The organism is Actinomadura chibensis NBRC 106107 (genome assembly GCF_001552135.1).
GTDB classification, from domain to species: Bacteria; Actinomycetota; Actinomycetes; order Streptosporangiales; family Streptosporangiaceae; genus Spirillospora; species Spirillospora chibensis.
The window spans coordinates 119,449-142,023 of the sequence record NZ_BCQP01000029.1; the positions used below are offsets into that span (position 1 = coordinate 119,449).

Genomic DNA, 22,575 nt, shown 5'->3' on the forward strand with positions numbered 1-22,575 from the left:
CTCCCGCGGGGTCGGCCCGGTCGGTGCGGTCGGGGGTCAGCGGTCGTACCGGCCCGCGCGCAGGTCGCCGAGGAAGGCGGCGAAGACGGACCGGGGGACGACGTGCGCTCCGGCCTCCGGCGTCCGGCTGTCGCGCAGCCCGGTGGCCGTCCCGAGGTCGGCCACCTCGACGCAGCCGCCGTTGCTGCTCGCGCTCGCGGTGGCCTTGAACCATCGTGCCTGAGAGAGATCCATGTGTGCTCCGCTCGCTCTCTGGCGCCGGACTCATTCCAGCGCCGCGATGAGTTTCTCCAGGTGTGCCGCGGTGTCGGCGGTGCTCAGGGCCGCCGCGCGGATCTGCTCGAAGATCCGGTCATACGCCTCCACTTTCTCGGGGGTGTCGATCTCCTGGATGTCGGCGTCGTTCTCCAGGAAGACCAGCGGCGGTTCGCCGTCGGGGAAGCGGAAGATGTTGACCAGCGTCGACATGCCGGGGTGCAGGCCGTCCGACAGGCGGAGCAGGCGCAGCTCCACGTTCGGCCGCTGGGACATGGTCAGCAGGTGGCGGAGCTGGGCCCGGCGGTCGCCCGCGTCGCCCCAGTCGTACATCAGCGCCGCCTCGGTGATCAGCGCGACCAGCTCGGGCGCGGTGCCGTCGTCGCGGTCGAGGATCTGCTGGCGGCGCAGCCGCGCCCGCAGCGCCCGCTCGCGCCACTCCGGCGACTGGAACCCCGTCGCGAGCAGGGCCTGCATGTACGGCAGCGTCTGCAGCAGGCCCGGCAGGACCAGCGGCATGATCACGTGGATGCTGGACGCGTCGCCCTCGTACCCCGGGAACTCGTTGTCGAAGACCTCGGGATACTCCCGCCACCAGGCGCGTTCCCGCGCCCGCGAGGCGAGGCTCTCCAGCTCGTCGAGGTCGCTGCCCTCGTAGATGCGGGCGAGGTCGCGGATGTCGCTCAGCTCGGGACGGACCCAGTTGTTCGCCTCGAACCGGCCGACCTTGCCGCGTCCCCAGTTCAGCCGGTCGCACACCTGGTTCGCGGTGTATCCGGCCTCGTCGCGCAGCTCGCGCAGCCGCCGCGCGAGGCCCCGCTTGGCGACGGTGGCCCCGTACGCCTCGCTCACCGGAACCACCTCCCCTGACCTCCGCCCGCCATCAGCATACGCCTTCCGAATTTGTGAATCACAGATGCGGACAGGGGCGACTTAGGAGGCGGCGTGATCGAACTCTCCTTTTTTCACTCCATCGAGGAAGCAGTCCCATTCGTGCTCGTCGAAGACGGAGACGGGGCCGCCCGCGGTGCGCAGCAGCGTCCACTCCCCGGCGAACGCGACCTCGATCGAGCCCTCGGCGGTGCCTGAGCGCTTCCAGTCCAGGGTGTCGGGGTCGAGGCCGAGGTCGTCCAGCGTCGGTTTCTTCGTGTTCATGCGAGTCCCCTCGGTATGTGGGTTTCCCAGGTCAGGCGGGTTTTCTCGCCACGGCGCAGTAGGACCAGCGGGAGCCGTCGCTGTCGGCGGCCTCCGGGTCCTCGGCGCCCCACTCGCCCGCGTAGACGAGGTCCGGCGCGGCGCCCTCGTACGGCGGGACGATCTCCAGCCCGGCGAAGAAGCGGGCGATCTCCTCCCGCGACCTGGTGTGGACGTTGGCCGACGACGTGGAGTAGGCGTCCTTGAGCCCGCTGACCGCCCGCTCCGCCTGCCGGTCGTGCGTCCCGGCGGCCAGCGCCAGGTAGCTGCCGGGGACCAGCCGGTCCATGTACCGGCGGACGACGCCCCACGGGTCGTCCTCGTCCGGGACGAAGTGCGTCAACGCGACCACCAGTAAAGCCACGGGCTGGGTGAAATCGATGGTCTTCTGGGTGACGGGGTGCGCGAGCAGGCCCTCCGGGTCGCGGAAGTCGGCCTGGATGAAGGCCGTCCCGTCCACCCCGGTCAGCAGCTTCTGCGCGTGGGCGCGCACCATCGGGTCGTTGTCGGCGTACAGGACGCGGGCCTCCGGCGCGACGGCCTGCGCCGCGTCGTGCGTGTTGTTGCGGGTCGGAAGGCCCGCGCCGACGTCGATGAACTGGCGGACGCCCCGATCGGCGAGCCAGCTGACGGCGCGTTGCAGAAAGCCGCGGTTCGCCCACGCCGCGTCCTCGGCTTCCGGCATCGCCTTCTTCACTTTGGCGGCGGCGATACGGTCTACCTCGTAGTTCTCCGTGCCGCCGAGAAAGAAGTCATACATTCGGGCCGGGCTGGGGACATCGGGGTCCACCCCGGGGGGAACCTGATCTGTGTCGCTCACCGGTCGGGCCTCCGTTGCGGCAACTTGTGATGCACGAATTATGAAACAAGTTCGCCGATACCGCGAAGGCCGCGCGGAGCGGGCCTTCGCGGTCAGTCGCGCGGTCGGTCGTGCGGGGACGGGGCGGCAACGCAGGCATTTCCCCGCGCGTCACCAATGGCCTGCGGATTCTCGGCGAGCCGCCGGTAGCCGGGGCATTGGAGAATGTCGTCGGCGGCGCATTCCATGACGTGCTCGATCAGCGCCTTGGACGCGTTCAGCGCCGCGATGCGCCGTTCCAGCGCGGCGTGCTGGCGGCGGAGGAGGGCCTGGCGCTCGTCCCGTCCGGGGGCGTCGAGCATGGCGCGGATCTGCTCCAGCGACAGACCGCCCTCCTTCGCCCGGACGATCGTCATGACCCGGACGACGTGCTCGTCGGTGTAGACGCGCCGCCCGTTCACCCGCGCGGCCGGGGTGAGCAGCCCCATCGCCTCCCAGTGGCGCAGCACGTGCGGGGCGAGGCCGAACCGTCCGGCCAGCTCGCCGATCCGCAGCGCCGCGCTTGACTTCATGTTGACATTAACTTGCAGGCTCACGGCCATGTCAACCTCGATGGACCGGACGCGTTCGACGTCCTGATCGCGGGCGACGGGACGAGAGCGCGGGCGCGGCGGGTCGTCCTCGCGACCGGACTCGCGGACGACCTCCCCGACCTGCCCGGAGTCGCACGATTGTGGGGCCGTTCCGCATTTCACTGCCCTTACTGCCGCGGATACGAATGCACCGGAAAACCGTCGCCGTCATGGGGTCGGGACCGGCACGGATAGACGAGTTCGCCCGGACGAGCGTCCCCGGCGTCAAGGCGGGCGACATGGCGCGGCGCGCGAATCGTGAACTATTACCGGTTCGCCGCCGTCACACCGCACTAGGGTCGAAGACGGAGGTGGCGGAACATGGACCTTGTGGCGCTGTCCGAGGCGGCGGCCGCGCTGGTGGCCGCGGGCGCGACGGGGGCGGCGCAGACCGCCGGGGAGCAGGCCACGACGGGGATGCTGCAGCGGATCCGGTCGGTGTTCCGCGGCGACGCCCGCGCGACCGAGAGCCTGGAGGAGGCCGCGTCCACCGGCGACGAGACCGCCGTCCAGGAGCTCGCCGAGTCGCTGCGCTGGTACGCGCGGCGCGACGAGGAGTTCGCCGCCGAGCTGGAGCGGTGGGCGGGCGGGCACGTCCAGCAGGTGACGCAGAACGTCATCGCCGCGCGCGACGCCTACACCGCGGGACGCGACCAGACGGTGACCAACTACCACGGCACGCACCAGCAGGGCACCGACAAGCAGGGCACGCGACAGCAGGACGTCCACCGGCGCGGCGCGTCCGACGACGGCTGACGGGCGCCGCCGGTGACCGCCCCCGACGACGCCGACCCGCCGCGCCAGGACGTCACCGCGGAGCGTGACGCCTACACCGCCGGACGCGACCAGCACGTGACCGTCCACAACACCGCCTACTACGGCGAGCCGCGCGCGCGGAAGAAGCCGCTGCGCGTGCTCGTCTCCTGGACGTCGGACGACCTGCGCGACCACCGCGAGCAGGTGCGCCGCGCGCTGCGCCGGGTCGGGGTGGAGGAGGTCGAGTCCGACGCGGCGGCGCGGCCGCTCGCCGACCACCTGGCCGAGGTGCGCGGCTGCGACCTGTTCATCTGCGTCCTCGCGTGGCGGTACGGGCCGGTGCCCGAGGGCCGCGAGCACTCGCTGCCCGAACTGGAGCTGCGCGCCGCGCGGGAGGCCGGGGTCGAGTCGCTCGTGTTCCTGCTGAGCGACCGCGAGCCGTGGCCGCCGGGCGCGATGGACCGCGGCGAGGCCGCGGGCCGGGTCGACGCGCTCCGCGCCGAGCTGGCGTCCGGGCAGGGCTGCGAGGAGTTCACGACGGCGGTCGACCTCGGCGCCCGCGTCGAGGAGCTGGTGACGCCGCGCGGCCTCGGCGAGGAGCCCGCCTCGCGGGCGGACGCGGCGACGGCCGCGCACTGGCGCGCGTACCGGCGGCGGCTGATCGAGGAGTACGGGCGGCTCGACCTGGAGGCGCTGACCCCGCCCGAGCGGGAGGAGTACCTCCAGCTCTGGCTGCGGGACGTGTTCGTCGAGCCGGACGTCCGGCAGGACGCGCCGCCCGTCGAGCTGCCGAAGGAGCTGTGGCGCAAGCTCCAGGACGCCAAGGAGCTGTCGCCGTCGGACGTCCCGCGCGGCCTGGGGCTGAACCGCGACGACCTGGAGAAGGTCCGCCAGGTGTACCGGACGCGTCCGACCAGGGCGCTGTTCGACGTGGCGGCGCGTCCGGCCGAGCGGCTGTGCGTGCTGCTCGGCGACCCGGGCGCCGGGAAGTCGACGGTCGCCCGCTACCTGGCGCTCGCCCTCGCACAGGACCGGCTGCCCCCGCGGCTCGCCGACCTCGACGGCCACGAGCCGGTGCTGATCGAGCTGCGCGACTACGCGGCCGAGCGCGCCCGCAACCGGTGCGCCGGGTTCGGCGAGTACCTGGCCCACCGCGCCCGCACCGACGGGCTCGGCGTCCCGGCCGAGGCGCTGGAGGCGCGGCTGTCCGGCGGCGGCCCGGCGCTGGTGATCTTCGACGGGCTGGACGAGCTGTTCGACCCGCGCGAGCGGGAGGCGGTGGCCCGGGAGATCGCCTGGTTCGCGTCGTCGCATCCGACGGCGCGGGTGCTGGTGACGTCCCGGATCGTCGGGTACCGGCGGCGGATCCTGGAGGAGGCGGGGTTCACGCACTACACCGTCCAGGATCTCGGGGGCGACCAGATCGAGGAGTTCCTGACGTCCTGGTACGGGCTGGCGCTGCACGACCGCCCGGCCCTCGCGGAGCAGCGGCGGCTGCGGCTGACCGGCGCGATCGACGACTCCCCGCCGATCCGCGAGCTGGCCGGGAACCCGCTGCTGCTGACGATCCTCGCCATCATCGGCAAGCACCGGGAGCTGCCGCGCGAGCGCTGGAAGGTGTACGACCACGCGGCCGGCGTCCTGGTCGAGCACTGGGACGTCAACAAGCACCTCTCCGACGCCCGCGTCGACGCCGACGTGATCCGCGAGGACGACAAGAAGGACCTGCTGCGCAGGCTCGCCTACCGCATGCAGCTCGGCACCGAGGGCCTCGCCGGGAACCACATCTGGAAGGACGACCTCGTCGAGGAGATCGTCGGCTACCTGCAAGGGCGCTTCCAGTACGACCTGGCCCGCGCCACCGCGATCGCGAACGCGATCGTGGAGCAGTTCCACGAGCGCAATTTCGTCCTCGCGCGGTACGGGCCGCGCATCTACGGGTTCGTGCACCGGGCCCTGCTGGAGTTCTTCTGCGCGAGCGAGATCGTCGCCCGGTTCGAGAAGACCCGCGCCCTGACCGAGGAGCAGCTCCGCGAGGAGGTCTTCGAGGTCCACTGGGAGGACCCGGCCTGGACGGAGGTGCTCCGCCTCGTCGCCGGAATGGTGGACGCCACCGTCACCGGCCGCCTGCTGGAGCATCTGCTGCACCGGGTGGAGCCGGTGCGGACGACCGTCCTGGACAAGCCGCCGCTGGGCGCGGTGACGCTCGCCGTGCAGTGCCTCGCCGAGGTGCGCAGTCTCGGGTCCGCCGAGCGGTCGGCCCGCGCCCTGCTGGACGCGATCATCGAACTGCTGCGGGCGCCCGACCGGTCCTTCGCCGACGACCGGCAGGAGCGGCTGGAGACGGCGGCGCTGCCCGCCATCGCCGCCATCGGCCCCGCCTGGCCCGGACGCGACCACTTCCTGCACTGGTTCCGGCGGCACGCGTCGGCGTTCGTGAGCTGGCGCGCCTGCCGCCTCGCGCCGCGCATCCTCGCCGCGCTGTACTCCGACACCCCGTCCGTCCGGGCCATGCTCGCGGACATGGCGCGCCACGACGGCGTCGCCGGGCAGCGGCGGACGTGCCTGCTCGCCGTCGTGGAGCGCTGGCCCGACCAGCCCGGAACGCGCGAGCTGGTCGCCGACCTGCTGCGCGACCACGCCGACGCGCTCCGGCAGACCGCCGTCGAGCAGCTCGCCGCGCACTGGCCGGACGACCCCGGCACCCGCGCGGCCGTCCACGACGCGCTCTACGACGCCGCCGCCGACGTCCGGCGGGCGGCGGTCGAGCAGGTCGCCGCGCGCTGGCCGCGCGAGCCCGCGACGCTCGCCGCCGTCCAGGGGCGGCTCGACGATCCCGACTCCGACGTACGCGAGGCCGCGCTGGAGCAGCTCACGGCGAACTGGGCGACGCGCCACGGCACCCTCGACGCCGTGCACCGCGCCGCGCGGGACCCGCACTGGTCGGTGCGCCGCGCCGCCGTCCGCGCGTTGGACTCGTCGTGGGCGCGCGTCACCGAGACCCTCGCCGTGCTGCGGCACGCCGCCGCGGACGTGGACGAGGACGTCCGGCAGGCCGCGATCCGCGCGCTCGCGGACCGCTTCGCCGCCGACCCCGGCACGTACCCGGCCGTCCTGGACGCCGTCACCGACCCGGACCCGCAGGTCGGCGCGGTCGCGGTCGAGCAGCTCGCGAGCCGGTGGCCGGACCGTCCGGAGACCCTGGACGCGCTGCGCCGCGCCTGCCGCAGCCCGCACGGCGAGGTCCAGTGCGCGGCGGCGGTCGCGGTCGCGCGCCGCGCGGACGGCGACGCCGACCCCGCGGCGGCGCTCCTGGAACGGCTCGGCGACCCGCGCAACGACGACGTCCGGCAGGCCGCGCTCGAACTCGTCGGCGAGCACCGCGCCGGGCGTCCCGAGGTGCTGCGGGCCGTCCTGCGGGCGACGGCCGACCCGATGGCGGCGAACCGCGTCGCCGCGATGCGCGTGCTGTCGCGGTACTGGCCCGCCCATCCGAAGCTGCGGGACGCGTGCCTGTCCTCGGTGTGCGAGTTCGAGGCGGACGTCCGCAAGACCGGGATGGAGACGCTCGCCGCGCACTGGGGCGGCGACCCGGCCCTGCTTCCGGTGTTCCTCGCGGGCGCGCGGGACGCCGCCTGGATGGTCCGCAAGGTCGCCCTCGAAACCCTCGCGGCGCGCTGGGGCGACGACCCGGCCGCCGTCGAAGCGATCGAGCGGCTCACCCGCGACCCGGCCGGGCTGATCCGCGACGCCGCGCTGGAGGCGCTGGTCGCGCTCGGCGCCGACCAGCGGCGCGCCGCCGACGCGCTCGACGACCCGCACCGGGGCGCCCGGCGCAGCGCCCGCCGCCTCCTCGCCGGGCGCTGGCAGGCGGGCTGGACGCGGCGGACGCACGTCACCGCGGCCCTCGCCTCGCCGCTCGGCGCCGTCCGGCGGACCGCGCTCGCCTCCCTGGTCGAGCGGTTCGGCGCGGACCCCGAGACCTGGGCGGCGGTCGAGCGCGCCCTCGCCGACAACGACCCGGACGTGCGGCTCCTCGCCCTCGGCGCGCTGCTCGCCGCCGACCGCGACGAGGACCGCGTCCGCGCGGCCGTCCTCGCCGCCACCCGCGACCCCGAGGGCGAGGTCAGGGGGCTGGCGCTGCGCGCCCTGCTGGTGCGGTGGCGGCTCGATCCCGCCACCCGCGCCACCGTGCGGCGGATGACCGACGACCTGTCCGGCGACGTCCGCCGGACGGCGCTGGAGGCGCTCGTCCTGGCCGAGCCGGACGCCCCCGAGACCTTCGACCGGCTGACCATGGGCTGCCAGGACGACGACGCCGAGGCCCGCAAACGGGCCGTGGAGGCGCTCGCGGCCCACCGCCCCGGTTTCCCGGAGGCCGCCTCGGTGGTGCTGGCCGCGTCCGACGACACCTCCGCCGAGGTCCGCCGGACCTGCGTCAGGGCGCTGAGCCTGCGCTGGCGGGACGCCGACGGCGTGTTCGCGCGGGTCGCCCGCGCCGTGTGCGACCCGAGCGACGACGTCCGGCTCGCCGCGCTCGGCGCCCTCACGACCCGCTGGTCCACGCACCCCGAGACGCCCGCCCTGGTCGGACGGCTGCTCTGGGACGAGACGACCCGGCTGCGCGGCACGGCCTACGTGTGCCTCGCGTTCCTCGGCGCGGCGGAGGCGCGGTCGCTGCCGCTGGACCGCCCGGCCGCGGCGGCGGCGGTGGCGCACCCCGACTCGCGCGTCCGGGCCACCGGGCTGTCGCGGCTGCTGCTCGCCTGGCCGGACGCGCCGGAGACGCGGCGCGCCGTCCGGATCGCCTTCCAGGACGAGGAGTGGCCCGTCCGCGGCCTCGCGTTCGCCGACCTCGTCCGCCGGATGCCGGACCCGGACGCGGCGGCCGTCCTCGACGCGGGGCTGCGGTCGCCGTCGGAGGCCGTCCGCGAGCTGGCGCTGTGGGGGCTCGCGACGGCGCTGCCCGGCGACCCCCGGTGCCGGGGCTGGATCGAGCGGGCGCTCGACGACCCGGCGCCGAACGTCCGCGACACGGCGATCGACCTCGTCGCGCGCCTCTACACCGGCCACGACGAGTGGCTCCGCCGCAAGACCGCCGACCCGTCCGCGCGGGTGCGGGTGCGGGCGCTGAGCTGGCTCGCGGCGCTGCGCCCCTCCGCCCCCGAGACCGTCCGGGTGCTGGCGAGGCGCGCCGGGGACCCGGACGACGACGTCCGCGCGGCGGCGCTCGAAGCGCTGCTCGTCCAGTGGCCGGACGCGCCCGAGACCGTGGACGCCCTGCGCCTGCTGAGCCGCAGCCCCGGCCAGGACGACCGCGACATGGCGGGCGAGACGCTCGACCGGCGGGACCGGCGCGGCCCCCGCGACCTGGCCGAGACGGTCCGCGCCGCCGGGCGGGGGCATCCCGCCGGGCGGGCCGACGCCGTCCACGAGCTGGTCCTCCGCTGGCCGGACGAGCCCGCGACCCTGCGCGCCGTGTGCGACGCGGCGGCCGCCGAATCCGCCGTGGTCAGGCACTCCGCGCTCCGCGAGATCGGCTCGCTGTGGCTGCGCGACCCCGGCTGCCTCGCCGCCGTCGAGCGCGCCGTCGCGGACGAGGACGACGGCGTCCGCTACAAGGCCCACGCCGTCCTCTCCGACGGCTACCACCCGGACGGCCGCCACGCGCTCGTCCCCGCCGCGCGGACCGACCCGTACTGGGCGCTGCGCGCGCTGGCGATGCGGCACCTGGTGATCCGGCGGCCGTTCGACCCGGAGACCGTGGAGACGCTGCGGGAGATGACGGCGGACCGCGACTGGTACATCCGCCGGGTGGCGTTCGGCCTCCTCCACCAGACGGCCCGGACGCGGGCCGAGGACCCGTGGCCGGGCGCGTGCGACCCGAACGCCGCCACCGAGGGGGCCCGGCGGCACGTCCTCGGCGCGGGCGACCGCCCGCTGCCGCTCACCCCGCCCGGCCTCCTCCCCCTCTGGGACGGCGACCCGCGCCGGGCCGCGCTCATCACCGCCCACCTGCGCGGCGACGACCCCGACCTGCGGCCGGAGCTCGTCCCGGCGGCGCTGGGCGACGACCACGCCGCGCACGGCCCGGCCCTCGCCGCGCTCGCCACCTGGTGGCCGGACGACCCGGAAACCCGGGAAACACTGCTGGCCGCGACGCGCCACGACTGCCCGCGCCTGCGCGGCGCGGCGCTGGCGGCGCTCTACACGCGCCCGGACGAGACCGTCCGCGCCCTGGCCCGCGAGGCCCTGGCCGACCCGGTCGCGCCGATCCGCTACACCGCCCTGAACTTCCTCGACGTGACCGGCCCGCTCGACACCGCGACCCTCCTGCGCCTCGCCGCCGACCCCGACGAGGACGTGGCGATGCGCGCGATGGAGTCCGTCGGCGTCCGGGAGCCGGACGACCCCGGCGTCTTGGCCGAACTCCAGAACGCCGCCGCCGCGTTCCACGTCCCGGGGCCGGCCCGCTGGGTGGCCTGGCGCCGCGAGACCGCCCGCTGAAACCGTCCCGCGGCGAGCGGCGCGCTAACTACGATGAGCCCGGTGACGAGCAATGACATTCCGGACCTGATCCATTTCGCCGACGAGCACGGGAACAGCGTCGTCCTCCGGGTGAGCGAGCTGGAGGGGGGCGGGCTGACCGGGCGGATCGAGGTCCGCAGCGCCTTCGTCAACGGCGCGCTGGCCACCTCCGTGGCCGCCGAGGACCTGGACGAATGGGAGACCGTCCTCGACGACCTGCACGAAGGCGACAACACGGCCTGGCGCGAGGACAAGCGCGCCCCGGAGATCTGGCTCGAACTGGACGACGACGACCGCCTCCTCGTCTCCGTCATCGACCGCGCGGGCTCGTCCACCACCGCCGAACTCCTCATCGCCGTCCCCGAAGGCTGGCTGGACGACCACTACGACCGCCTCGCCACCATCCGCAAACTCCAGACCGAATAGCACGCCGGTCAGATGAAGCGGCGGGCGATGGGGGCTATTTCGGGGCCCTCGCGGAGGAAGGCGCGGAGGTCGTCGCCCCAGCCGGGGGGCAGGGCGGGGGACGCGGCGGCGTCCGCGGACTGGTCGGACGGGACGTCGAACACCGGGAAGACCGCGCGGAGTTCGGTCGTCCAGCCGGACGGGTCGCCCTCGCGGGCCGCGCGCTCCAGCCGTTGGAGGGGGTGCTCGGACGCGGCGACCGCGGTCGACGCGCCCAGCATGCTGATGACGTGCGGCCACCGGATCGCGAAGGCGGCGAGTTTGGCGATCTGCTCCTGGTCGGGGGCGGGCGCGCCGAGGAGCCGCTGCCTCTCCGCGACGAAACTGTAGAACCGGAACAGGTTGACGAACCGCTTGATCTCGCGCGGGTTGCGGGAGCCGAGCACCGGCAGGGAGCGGGCCAGCACGGCGTGCGCGTCCAGGTCGCTGTACAGGTCGGACACGACGCGGTCGGCGGCGGCCAGGGTCATCGGACGCAGCGGTTCGGGCAGGTCGAGCAGTTCCCGCTGGACGGCGAGGGCCGTCTCGCGGAGCGTCTCCGGGGTCGGCTGGCGGGCGCGGATCCGGCGCTCGATCTCGGCGATCACCGCGATCGAGGGGGTCTCGGCCCGCTCCGGGCGCGTCGGGAGTTCCGGTGTTCCCCCGGGGCGGGGCTGGTCCGGTAGGGGGGCCGGTCGTCGCGTGCGGAGAGGTCGGCCCGCCGCGCGGCGTTCTCCGGCCGGTGGGGCGACGGAGCGGGTCTCCGGGGCCCGTGCCTCGACGAGGGAGCGCAGGTAGTCCTCGATCTCGCCGTCCCCGCCGGGCGCCGGGACGCTCAGCGGCAGCTGGACGATCTTCTCCAGGAACCGCCAGCCGAGCGTCGACCAGTCCCCGGCCAGCCGCCCGTCGCGCTGGGCCTTGACGAGGTCCTGGTAGGCGACCTCGACGTGCGCGGCGACCGCGCCCGGCTCCATGCCGAGCACGAACACGCAGTTGGGGAACTCGCCCGCGAGGAACAGGTTGACGGCCTCGATGACCTGGGTGACCGCGCTGGGCGAGCAGCGGTCGAGGTCGTCCACGAAGACGACCAGCGGACGTTGCGGAGTGGCGATGAGGTCCAGCACCCGCTTCATGTCGCTGTGGACGAGGTGCAGGAACCCGAGCCGTCCGGCATAGCCGGGGTCAGGCATGATCGTGTCGAAGCCGGTCTTGGCCTGGTCGGCCAGGAGGCGCTGGCTTCCGCCGAGGATGTCCGGCTTGCGGACGAGGGCCGACAGCGGCCCCGACGCGGCCTTGCCGAGGAACGACAGCGTCTGCCCCGCCCCGCCGACGAGGAGCACGACCGTCCCGGTGCCGAGCACGGCGGCGGACACCCCGCGCAGCACGCCGCGCAGCGGGTCGACGAGCTGCCCGACCGCGAGCCAGGCGAGGGTGACGAGGAACGCGACGACCCACACCGCGAGGAACGGCAGGAGCCGTTCGGCCAGCAGCCGGTACCAGCGGCGCCGGATGACGCTCCGGTCGATCCGCGCGAGGTTGAGCCTGAGCCAGAACCGCTCCCGGTCGGCGACGGGAAGCCGCTCGGTGACCTGCGTGATGATCTCGTGCGCGAGCCCGGCCCAGATCTGCTCGCCGTTCTGGTACATCCACGGGTTGAACCAGACGGTCGGACGCCAGTCGCCGGGAAGCACCGGAGCGTCCTCGGTGACATGGGCGCGCAGGCCCGCGGTCGGGTCGCGCGGGCCGGGCTCGTCGGAGTGGAGCAGGATCTCCAGGTTGGTGACCGCCGATCCCGGGGCGGTGGTCCGCCGCCGGAGGATCCCGCGCCATCGGGACGGCTTGGTGCGGTGGCGCCGGTGGTCCAGGCGGATGGCGCGGGGACGTTCGCCGTCGCGCGGGTCCAGGTTGTTCTGGACCATCCGCATCAGCGATGTCTTGCCCGCGCCCCACGGCGCCTTCAGCCCGATGGTGAGCGGCGGACGCGTCTGCCGGTGCCGGATGAACTCCGCGATCGCGTCGGCGTAGTGGGAGTAGGAGAGGCGGTCGCGGAGCGTCCAGTAGTCCCGCGTGATCGTCGGCTCCGGCTGCGGGCGGTGCCCGCGCTCCATCAGGAAGAACCGCCGCGCCCGGTCGCGGACGGCGGCGAGCTCGATCGCCTCCTCCGCCTCCTCGGCGCGCTCGCGCGCGAACTCCCGGACGGGGTCGTGCATGCGGATGACCTGGCCGTCCTGCCAGGTGTAGAGGAGGTGGAGGCCCACCAGCCGGTCGATCACCCCGTCCGCCTCGTCCGGGGCGAGTTCGTCCCGGACGAGGAACGGGAGGAGGCCGCGCGGGATCTCCTCGTGCTCGTCCACGAGCGCCAGCCTGCGCAATACCAGCGCCTCCGCGTCGTGGAGGCTCCCGTAGAGCCGGTCGAGCAGCCACCGCTCGCGCCGGGACTCCCTGGCCCCGCCCATCGCGAGGACGAGGCTCCCCATGGGCATGGACGGGTTCGCGGCGAGCAGCGCCCCGGCGAGGTGCACCATCAACGGCGAAGCGCCGCACAGCCGGATGAGCTCGGACGCCCCGTCCGAGTTGCCCCTTTCCGGGCCCACCGCCGCCGAGAGGATCGCGAGCCCGTCCTCCTCCGAGATCCCCGTGAGTTCCACGAAGTGTTCGCGCAGCATGTCGAAGGGACGCGTGCACGTGACCAGCAGCAGCGACCGTCCGTCGTCCCCGGGAAGCAGCGCCTCGACCAGCGCGGAGCCGTCGGACGCGGACACGTCGTCGAGGACGATCAGCAGCCGCCGCGCGGCCAGCAGGTCGCGCAGCGCCGCGGTGCGCTCGGCGAACGTCTCCGGCACCGCGTCCGGCGCGACGCCGAGCGCCTGGAGGAGGCCGCCGAGGACGGTCCTCACCCGCTCCGACCGCGGATGCAGGTGCGCGAGGTTCGCGAAGAGGACCCCGTCCGGGAACTCGTCCGCCATCCGGTCGGCGATGGCGATCGCCCTGCAGGTCTTGCCGACCCCCGGCAGGCCGTTGATCACCGTGAGCCGGGGGATCCGTCCGCCGATCGCCGATCGCCTGAGCCACGGTGGAAGGAGCAAGCCCCCGCCGGAGTCCGCCATGGACGGCGGCAGCGGCGACGGCAGCGGCGGCAGCGCGAACGCCGCGAAGTCCCGCCGGACCTCCGCCGGAGGCGACGGGGCGGGTTCCGCCGCCAGCATCCGCATCAGCCGGGTGTGCCGGGTCCGCCAGTGGTCCAGGTCGAAGGCCGGGACGTCGGTCGGGAACCGCCCCTTATCGGCGAGGAGCCGGCAGACGCTCACGAAGGTCACGACGAACTCCCAGGTGGGAGCCGACCGTCCGGTGAGCTTGTCGCGGACGGTGGTCGCGCTGAGCCGGAGGCCGCCCTCGTGCTCGCTGGTCCGCACCAGTTCCCGGATGGGCGGGCTACCGGCCTTGTCGAGCACGCTCCGCAGTTCCTCGCCGAACTCGCGGAGCGCCTCGGCGCGGGGGTCCTGCGCTCTGTCGCCGGTCACCGCGTTCCCTTCCTCGTCACCAGCGTCACCGGGGTCAGGCGGTCAACTGCCGCGTCATCGCCCGGACGTCGGGGTGGTCCTTGCCGTACATCCCCGTCCAGCGGAGCCGGGCCGGTTCGCCGAGTTCGCGGGCGCTGCGCCGGTCGCCGCTCGCCTGGAGGTAGCGCACCTGGGACAGGACGAGCCCCCGCACCTCCGGCAGGTCGCAGTCGTACACCTCGGACGGCAGCAGGTGCGGCTGGATCTCCTTGAACCGGGGCCAGTTGGCCGGGTCGGCCGGGTCGGCGGGCGCGTGCCGCAGCAGCAGGAGGTGGACGGCGTGCGCGAGGCCCACCCGGCGCAGCGGCGACATCGACTCCTTGCGGCGGACGACCGCCTGGATCAGCCGGTGCACCTCGACCGTCCGGCGGGCGGGGTCGACGCGCGCGAGCGCGAAGCGGCGCAGGTCGCGGAGCGCGAGGTCGAGGGCGAGCGAGTCGCCGAGCGTCCCGCCGAGCGCCGAGGGCAGGACGGTGTCCGCGTCGGTCGCCAGCATGGCGAGCGGGATGGGTTCGGGCGCGAAGAGCGCGCACAGCTCCAGCAGTTCGACAGCCGCCGGGTTGTCGGCGCGGAGCCGGTCGATGGCCATCTGCCACGTCGCGTACAGCGACACCGGGTAGCCGGGCGGGAGGTCGTCCGACAGCATCGACGGCAGGACGTCCTCGAACCGCCGCAGGTGCTCGTCGATCGGCATGCTGGTCGACGCCTGCCACTCGGCGGCCTGGACGAGCGCGATCGGCAGCCCGCCCGCCGCCTGCGCCATGCGGGCCGCGTCGGCGTCGGACAGGCCGCGGCCGGCGGGCAGGTGGCGGCGCAGCAGGCGGACGCTCTCCTCCGGTGTCAGGACGCCGACGTCGATCGCGTCCGTCCGCAGCGACCAGACGGGGTTGCGCGACGTGACGAGCAGGTGGCCGGGCCCCTCGGGGAGGAGTTCGCCGAGTTCCTCGGGACGGTCGGCGTTGTCGTAGACCAGCAGCCAGCGGCCGCACGGCTCGCCGCTGCGCAGCGCCGCGAGCGCCCGCGACCACGGCTCGCCGCCCGCCGACCGCGCGCCGGGCGGGCCGCCGACGTCCGGTCCGAGGCGGTGGGCCAGTTCGGTCAGCGAGACGCGGACACCGGCCCGCTGCTGCGCCGGAACCCACCACACCAGGTCGTAGTCGTCCCCGTACCGGTGCGCGTACTCGATGGCGAGCTGGGTCTTGCCGACGCCGCCCATCCCGTGGAGCGTGCACGTCAGCAGGGCCGACCCGCCGGTCTCCAGCTTGGCGCGCAGCTCCGCGAGCATCGGCTCGCGTCCGGTGAAACGCGGGTTGGCGCTCGGCACCGAACCCCAGATCGGCGCCCGCTTCGCGCGGACCGGCTCGTCCGGGGCGCCGCCCATGGCCTGGGTCACGCGCCGTCCGCCGACGGGCCTGCCCGCACCGCGCACCGACTGGAGCACCGTCCGGCGGACCTCGGCGAACGCCAGATATGACGGGTCGTCCGGAAGGGAGCGCTGGGAGCCGAACGCGTCGGAGAGGACGCCCAGCACGCGCGTCGCCTCGGTCCGCGACAACTGTGCGAGCAGGACCTCGCGGACGCCGGGCAGGAAGTCGTACCGGACGCCGTCCGGGGAGCCCGCGCGGCCCGCGTCGTCCCGGCGCAGCAGGAGCCCGCTGAGGAAGACCTCCGCAAGGTGCCCGTTCGTCGAGTGCGGCGCCATCTCGTCCTGGACGAGCCGCATCAGCGGCAGGGTCAGCACGGCGGCGGCGAAGCAGCGGGCGAGGCTCCCGGCCTCCGGGGACGCGACCGCGCGGAAACGCGCGACCCGCTCGGACGGCGACGGCTCCGGCCCTGCCCCGTCCGCGTCCGCTGCCGCGGGCTCGGCGCGCTCGCCGACGACGTGGGCGAGGCCGTTGACCCAGCCCGTGCCCGTCCCGGCGATGACCGTCGCCCACGAGTTCAGCCAGCGCGGCTGGAGCTCCAGGACGGGAATCGGCACGCCCCGGGGCGCCGTCCCGTCGGCGCGGTCGCGGCAGACCAGCCGGTCGTTGGACCGTCCGGGCGGCGAGGCGCACTGCCAGCGGACGGCCGTGAGGTCCAGCGCCGTCCGCCGCCAGAGCCGCTGCGGGAGCACCTGCACGATCGCGACGGGCTGCCTGCGCCCCCACCCGGCGAGCATCCGCCGCATCGCGCCGGTCCGCCACGCGTCGCCCACGCAGTCGCTCAGCACGAGCACGCACTGCCGCCGCGCGGGCATCACGACCTCGCCGGGACGGCGGCCGGACGCGCCCCCGCCCGTGCCGAGCGCGGGCAGCCCCTCGCCGGGCGCGCGGTCGGTGTCGACCGTCCAGATCCGGATGTCGCGGAACACCCCGAGATGCTCGATCACCGTGCGCAGCCACCGCACCGCCGGACGCCACAGGTCCATGGACGTCCCCGTGTCGACCACGAGCGCGAGGTCGAAGGGACGGTCCCGGACCGTCCGCGTCTCCGGAAGCAGCAGGTCGGGCGCGCCGAGGGAGAGCGCCCCCTCGTCGAGCCGGACCCGGCGGGCGCCCGTCCCGGCGTCGCGCAGCGGGCGGAACGCCCGGGCGAGCGCGGCGGCGCTCGGCATGCCCGCCGTCCCCGACATGGCGGGCCCCGGCACCCGGACGGGCAGCGCCGCGACGGCGGGCCGCGGTGCCTCCTCGGGTGGCGGTGTGGCGGGTGACTGCGGTGGGGCGCCCGTGTGGGAGGCCAGCCAGAAGGCGTCGGCGATCTCCTCGCCCGTCGGTCGCAGGCCGAGGTCGCCGAGCGCGCCGAGCAGCCGGTCGATCATCCGGGGCCGTCCGCCGCCGCCGTCCTGAGCAGGACGTCGGCCAGCCGCCGCGCGTCCGGTCCGTCCCACGAGGTGGAGAGGTAGATGGCGTTGAGGAGCTGGTCGACGCCGACGTCGCCGCGGGCCCGGTTCGCGAGGAAGCTCTCGATCAGCTCCCCGCTGCGCGCGGTCAGGTCGGGGCCGAGGTGCGCGGTGACGATGTCCACGAGCTGCGCCACGCCGGGCGGCGCGATGCCGAGCCGCAGGCAGCGGCGCAGGAAGCCGGGCGGGAACTCCCGCTCCCCGTTGCTGGTGATCACGATCATCGGGAAGGCGTGGCAGCGGACCCGGCCGTCCGGGACGACGACCCGCCGGCCGTCCGCGGTGAGCACGGCGGCCGCGGGCTCCGCGCCCGCGATCCGCATCAGCTCCGGGATCTGGAACTCGCCCTCCTCCATCACCGACAGCAGCTCGTGCGGCAGGTCGAAGTCGCTCTGGTCGAGCTGGTCGATCAGCAGGACGCGGGGGTACCGGGCGGGCAGCAGCGCCGTGCCGAGCGGGCCCAGCCGGATGAACGACCCGATGTCGGCCGGACGCGTCCCGCTGGACGAGGCGATGTTCGTCTCCTGCAGCCGTCCGATCGCGTCGTACTCGTAGAGGCCGTTGCGCAGCACCGACGAACGCGTGATCGGCCAGTACAGGACGGGTCCGAGCTTCAGCTCGTAGGCGATGCTGTAGGCGAGGGTCGACTTCCCGGTGCCGGGCATGCCGGTGACCAGCAGCGGACGCCGCAGGATAAGCGCGGCGTTCACCACGTCCACCACGCCGGCGTCCGGCTTGTAGGAGCGCGCCCGCTGCAGGGACGTGCCGACCTCGACCGGCTCGGGCGGCGGGGGCGGCGGGCCGTCCTGGAACGTCCCCGCGTTCCCGAAGTCGCGCCACGGCGGCGGGGGCGGAAGGCGCTGGATGCCGTCGTGCGGCACCCCCGTGCCCTGGTAGACGCGGTGGGTCTGGAGCCCGGTCCCTGCCGTCTCCGCGGTCATCGGCTCGTGTCTCCCTCGGAACGCTCGGGAACGTGCAGACCCCCCGGCCGGTCCGGGACGCGGTGCGGATCGTCGAAGATCACCTGGAGGCCCTTTCCTGGGTGGTCGGCGTCGGCGGGCGCGGTGGCGGCCTCCCGGCGCAGGTCGCGGACCAGGCGGGGGAGGTCGCCCGCGGGCGTGCGGGCGAGCCGGGACCGGAGTTCGGCGGCCGCCGCCGGGCCCGGGTCGCGCCGATGCCAGACCGCGACCGAGACGCCGCCGCGGAGCGCGTCGAGCACCCCGTCGGGACCGTCGTCCGCGAGATAGACCGGCAGAAGGACCGGGACCGTCCGGCCGTCCGCCAGGTCCTCCCTCGCCCGCCGTTCCCGGGACGCGCCGACCCGTTCCAGGCTGCGGACGACGACCGGGAACAGCGTCCCGATCACGGCGTGCCCGAACCGCCACTCGTCCACCGGGACGTTGAGCAGCATCCGGGGCAGGACGAACTCGATCACCAGGTCGTCGGCGCCCCCCGGCGGCGTCCCGGTCCGGACCGTGCCGACCAGCTCCCCGATCAGCTCCCCGACCAGCCGCTCGGCCTCCGGGAGGGTCACCGCCTCGTCCGGGCTGAGCAGCACGGTCGGCGGCTCGTCCGGGCGCTGCGACAACGACGCCGTCAGCAGGAAGTGGTCGGCGTCGAGCCCGTCCTCCTCCAGCCGGACGATCAGGTAGGACGGGGCGTCCGGCGGCGGCCGCCGGGGGCGTCCGGTCGGCAGCGACGCGGGCGGCAGGCCGAGCCGGTCGGCGACCCCGCGCAGCCAGGCCCGCAGCGGCGTGCCGACCTCGGGCGCCGCCTCCCCGGCGAGCCGCGCCACGAACTCCAGCAGCGGCGGGACGCCGGCGGGGGAGGCGGGCGCGTCCTCCAGCGTCCGGATGGTGGACGGGAGGTCGCCGCCCCCGCCGGGCCGGGCGCCGATCGAGCCGCCGCCGAGAGGGCCGACCACGGCGCCGAGCACGGTTCCGATCCCAGGGCTGATCACGGTTCCGGCCACGGCGCCGCCGGGCGGCGCGGCCGGTGCGGTCCGCGTGCCCTCGACCAGGCGCAGCAGGTCGGCCCGCTCGGTCTCGGTGAGCAGCGGCGGCGGGACCACGCGCTCGATCCGCTCCGCGAGCTGCTCGACCTCGACGCTCGCCGGGTGGAAGATCCGGACGACGTCCAGCAGCGCGTGGAAGGCGCCCGGACGCTCGGCGCACCAGTTGACGAGGAACCACAGTTCGCGGCGGGTCTCGCGGCTGACCCCGATGTCGGGACGCTCCCCGAGCTCCGCCCCGAGCAGGTCGGCGTAGAGGGCGCGGAGCCGACGTTTCGCGAGGTCGGGCATGTCCATGAGCGCGTCGAGGATCGTCCCGGCCTCCGCCGCCGACAGGCGCGCGGGGCGGGCGGGCGGCGCGGCGAGCCCGGCGAGCGGCGGCCAGAGTTCCGCGACGGCCCGCGCGGACAGCATGAGCGCCGTGCGCTCCGGCGCCGCCGCCGTGAGGACGCCGACGACGTTCCCCGTCTCGGCGGACAGGACGGCCGCGCCGCTGAATCCCGGCCCGAGCCGGCCCGGGGAGTCGACGTCGAGCGACCGCAGTCCCCCCGCCCGGTCGCCGCTCGCCGAGACGCGCGCGGACATCCACATCCCCCGGTCGGCGTCGCCGGGATAGCCGAAGTACCGGACCTCCATGCGGGGCGGGACGTGCTCGTCCGGCCGCACGACCGGAAGCGGATCGCACCGGACGGACGGCCCGACGAGGCTCAGCACCGCGAGGTCCCCGGCCCCGGACGGCGCGGCCCCGGACGGCGCGGCCCCGGACGGCGCGGGCCCGGACGACGCGGCCAGCCAGCCGCCCGGCAGCACCTTGGCCGACCGGTCCTGCCCGAACGCGGGCAGCTCGACCCGGACGCCTTCGGCCGGGCGCCCCGCCGCGCCGCCGCCGCCCGCCACGACGTGCGCGCAGGTCAGCACCAGGTGGTGGTCGATCAGGAATCCGGTACCGGCGACGAGCCCCTGCTGGTCGAGCACGCGGACACACCACGGAGGCGCGTCACCGGGCACGCTCGGCCAGTTCACCGCTCACCACCCTGGGTCATCCGAACCGCCATTATTTCGGACACCGAAGACCCTCGCCAGGTTTCCGCGGCGAGCGCGCGCGGCCCCCGTTCCCGGCATTGTTCGGCGCTCGGCCGCCTAACGCTCCAATGCGCGCGCCATCATCGGACGAGCCGGGCGATGAGCTCCTCGCGCGCGGACACACCGAGCTTGCGGTAAATGGATTTGAAATGGTCGTTGAGGGTGTGGGGCGACATCGCCAGGCGGCGCGCGATCTGCTTGGTGGCGAGCCCTTCGAGGACCTGCTCCACGACCGCGCGTTCCTTGGGCGTGAGGCCGTGCCAGAGCGCCATCGCGGGCAGCAGGTTGGTGCCGACGGCGGGCTGGATCGTCACGGCCACGTCCTCCCCGGCGGTCAGGGGCTGGGCGTGCAGGACGATCCATCCGCGCCGGGTGGGGACGCGGGTCATCGCGGGCCCGCCCGTGGTGCGCGCCGTCTGGGTGAGAATCCAGACGGTGCTCTCCATCGGCAGGTCGGGGGCGGTGAGCGCGTCGGCGGGCAGCGTGCCCAGTTCACCGAGCCATCCGCGCACGGACGGCGTCGCCGTCACAACCGTCCCATCGGTGTCGGCTCCGGCTCCCACGATGAGCACGCCCGGCGGGAGGTCGAGCGTGCTGGGCTCCGGCGGCGTGCCCGACGCGTAGCGCCTCATCGCGGCGACGACGCCCCGCGCGAGCCGCCGGGCCTGGACGGCCTCCTCCGCTGAGAACGGCCGGGCTCCCCGGGGGCGGAGCAGCACCAGGCCGCCCCACATCGTCCCCGCGTGGGCCAGCGCGATGCGCAGCTCGCTGCCGACCCCCTGATCGAGCATCATCTCGCGCATCGCCTCGTTGCGGCGCAGCCCCGGAGCGTCCGTGTTGAAGACGCCCACCCGGGGCCGGTCCGCGAAGGGCCGCTCGAAGGGGAACGGGTGGTCGCCGTCGATCCGGTCGCCCACGGTCAGCCGCCGCGCGGTGGCCTGGCTGTAGCCGTGTTCCCTGGCCAGGAAGCATCCCACGGCGGTGACCGGGTCGACCGCGGCGAGCATGTACCCGTCGTGCGGGACCGCCCGCCCGACCCACCGCGAGATCACCGCACCCAGTTCGACGGCCGACCGGACGTCCGAGGCGGCTCCGAGGGACGAGCACTCACCCCTGCTCACCCGACCAGTATCCGCCACGCAGCGCATTCTGACGAGCACGGATTGTCGCCGAAGTTCCAGCCGGGACGCGACAACCCCCTAGACCTGGGGATCGTCCGCCGTCCCCCGTCCGGCGACTGTTTGTGCCAGGACGGCTCGCCGCCCGCGTCCGCGGCGGACGAGCCCAGACCGGATCGGAGAACGGAATGCGTAGATTCGTAATGCTGGTGCTGCTCCCGACGATCACCATGCTCGGCGGCGTCGGCGCCGTGTCGGCCGCCTCGGCGGCCCCGTCGCCCCACCTCGACGAGGGCTTCTCGATCAAGTCGAACGGCGCCGCCGACCTGTGCCTCGACGTCGCCGACGCCAACACCGGAAACGGCGCCCTGGTCACCCTGTGGCCCTGCACCGGCGCGGCCAACCAGCGGTGGATCTTCGAGTCGAACAGGCTCCGGAGCGCTCTGCCCGGTGACAAGTGCCTCAATGTCCGCTCGGGGAACACCGGCGACGGGGCCGCCATCAACACCTACGACTGCCACTCCGGGAACCCGCAGCTGTGGCGCTTCAGCGGGGACACGCTGGTCAGCGGCCTCAACGGCAAGTGCCTCAGCGTCCTGGCGAACAACTTCGCCGCCGGGGCGGCCGTGGTGAACTTCGGCTGCAACGGCGGCAGGGGCCAGTCCTGGCGGACGTCCTGACCGAGGCGCCCCGGAGCGCCACAGGCCCGGGCCGGAGGCAGCCCCTCCGGCCCGGGCCGTTCCCTCGGGCTGAGCTGCGCACGGTCGGTTCGCGCCGCTGGGCCTCCCGCTCGGCTTGGAACGTGTTAACCTCCCCCAAAAGTTCAGATTTGAACAACCTTGGGAGGGAGCATGACCCCCGTCGACCGGATCCCCCACCTCTCCGACATCGGCCTGCTCATCGGCCGCGTCGCGCTCGGCGTCGTGTTCGTCGCGCACGGCTGGCAGAAGTTCGACGACATGGGCCACGGCGGCGTCACCAAGATGTTCGAGGGCATGGACATCCCGGCGCCGTCCCTCGCCGCCTACTACTCCACCTGGGTCGAGCTCGCCGGCGGCCTGGCCCTCATCGCCGGCGTGGCCGTCCCGCTGGCGGGCCTGCTGCTCGCCGCCGACATGGCGGGCGCCTTCTGGTTCGTGCACAAGGGCAACGGCGTCTTCGTCACCGAGAACGGCTTCGAGCTGGTCCTCGTCCTCGGCGCGGGCGCGCTGCTGCTGGCCCTCGCCGGCGCGGGCCGCTTCTCCCTCGACGGCCTCCTGTTCGGCCGCCGCGCCACCGAACGCCAGGAAGCCACCACCTGACCGGCGCCCGCCC

General features: G+C 74.7%; 15 protein-coding genes. 5 read left to right on the top strand and 10 right to left on the bottom strand.

Translation table 11 applies throughout. From position 1 onward, the window contains the following. Window positions 1-36 precede the first annotated feature (36 nt). The 5 genes from ACH01S_RS17800 to ACH01S_RS17820 form a co-directional block, all read right to left on the bottom strand. Window positions 37-234: a DUF397 domain-containing protein gene (locus ACH01S_RS17800; protein WP_067892539.1), complete on the bottom strand. Its 198-nt coding sequence runs from the start codon at window positions 232-234 to the stop codon at window positions 37-39. Window positions 235-264: 30 nt separating this feature from the next. Next, window positions 265-1,107, bottom strand: a complete 843-nt coding sequence (locus ACH01S_RS17805; protein ID WP_067892541.1) for a helix-turn-helix domain-containing protein — start codon at window positions 1,105-1,107, stop codon at window positions 265-267. Window positions 1,108-1,188: 81 nt separating this feature from the next. Continuing rightward, on the bottom strand, window positions 1,189-1,410 hold the full coding sequence (locus tag ACH01S_RS17810) for a DUF397 domain-containing protein (protein WP_067892543.1): 222 nt from the start codon (window positions 1,408-1,410) through the stop codon (window positions 1,189-1,191). A 31-nt stretch (window positions 1,411-1,441) separates the two neighbouring features. Continuing rightward, the gene (locus ACH01S_RS17815; protein WP_083980818.1) at window positions 1,442-2,269 is read right to left on the bottom strand and encodes an SAM-dependent methyltransferase; all 828 of its coding nucleotides are present in this window, start codon (window positions 2,267-2,269) and stop codon (window positions 1,442-1,444) included. 92 nt (window positions 2,270-2,361) lie between these two features. Next, window positions 2,362-2,820: a helix-turn-helix domain-containing protein gene (locus ACH01S_RS17820; RefSeq protein ID WP_067892547.1), complete on the bottom strand. Its 459-nt coding sequence runs from the start codon at window positions 2,818-2,820 to the stop codon at window positions 2,362-2,364. A 381-nt stretch (window positions 2,821-3,201) separates the two neighbouring features. On the opposite strand from ACH01S_RS17820, the gene ACH01S_RS17825 reads away from it, so the two are divergent. The 3 genes from ACH01S_RS17825 to ACH01S_RS17835 are packed head-to-tail and all read left to right on the top strand — an operon-like array spanning window position 3,202 to window position 10,590. Further along, complete coding sequence (locus ACH01S_RS17825; protein WP_067892549.1) at window positions 3,202-3,636, top strand: hypothetical protein; 435 nt, start codon at window positions 3,202-3,204, stop codon at window positions 3,634-3,636. 12 nt (window positions 3,637-3,648) lie between these two features. Then, window positions 3,649-10,143 (top strand): HEAT repeat domain-containing protein, encoded by a 6,495-nt coding sequence (locus ACH01S_RS17830; protein WP_067892551.1) that lies wholly within the window; start codon window positions 3,649-3,651, stop codon window positions 10,141-10,143. Between the two features lie 42 nt (window positions 10,144-10,185). Beyond that, window positions 10,186-10,590, top strand: a complete 405-nt coding sequence (locus ACH01S_RS17835) for a DUF5959 family protein (protein WP_083980819.1) — start codon at window positions 10,186-10,188, stop codon at window positions 10,588-10,590. Window positions 10,591-10,598: 8 nt separating this feature from the next. On the opposite strand, the gene ACH01S_RS17840 is transcribed toward ACH01S_RS17835, so the two are convergent. From ACH01S_RS17840 to ACH01S_RS17860, 5 genes are all read right to left on the bottom strand, one after another. Further along, the gene (locus ACH01S_RS17840) at window positions 10,599-14,129 is read right to left on the bottom strand and encodes a P-loop NTPase fold protein (protein ID WP_067892554.1); all 3,531 of its coding nucleotides are present in this window, start codon (window positions 14,127-14,129) and stop codon (window positions 10,599-10,601) included. Window positions 14,130-14,163: 34 nt separating this feature from the next. After that, on the bottom strand, window positions 14,164-16,968 hold the full coding sequence (gene fxsT / locus ACH01S_RS17845; RefSeq protein ID WP_067892555.1) for an FxSxx-COOH system tetratricopeptide repeat protein: 2,805 nt from the start codon (window positions 16,966-16,968) through the stop codon (window positions 14,164-14,166). After that, on the bottom strand, window positions 16,965-17,990 hold the full coding sequence (locus ACH01S_RS17850; RefSeq protein ID WP_067892556.1) for an AAA family ATPase: 1,026 nt from the start codon (window positions 17,988-17,990) through the stop codon (window positions 16,965-16,967). Before ACH01S_RS17850 ends, fxsT begins: the two co-directional genes overlap by 4 nt. Beyond that, window positions 17,987-20,035, bottom strand: coding sequence for a VMAP-C domain-containing protein (locus ACH01S_RS17855; protein WP_067892560.1), 2,049 nt, complete (start codon window positions 20,033-20,035; stop codon window positions 17,987-17,989). Before ACH01S_RS17855 ends, ACH01S_RS17850 begins: the two co-directional genes overlap by 4 nt. A gap of 188 nt (window positions 20,036-20,223) precedes the next feature. Further along, complete coding sequence (locus ACH01S_RS17860; RefSeq protein ID WP_148344197.1) at window positions 20,224-21,264, bottom strand: helix-turn-helix transcriptional regulator; 1,041 nt, start codon at window positions 21,262-21,264, stop codon at window positions 20,224-20,226. Window positions 21,265-21,449: 185 nt separating this feature from the next. Between ACH01S_RS17860 and ACH01S_RS17865 the strand changes: the two genes are divergently transcribed. Beyond that, window positions 21,450-21,941: an RICIN domain-containing protein gene (locus ACH01S_RS17865; protein ID WP_083980821.1), complete on the top strand. Its 492-nt coding sequence runs from the start codon at window positions 21,450-21,452 to the stop codon at window positions 21,939-21,941. Window positions 21,942-22,112: 171 nt separating this feature from the next. Further along, window positions 22,113-22,562: a DoxX family protein gene (locus tag ACH01S_RS17870; RefSeq protein ID WP_067892566.1), complete on the top strand. Its 450-nt coding sequence runs from the start codon at window positions 22,113-22,115 to the stop codon at window positions 22,560-22,562. The last annotated feature ends 13 nt before the right edge of the window (window positions 22,563-22,575 follow it).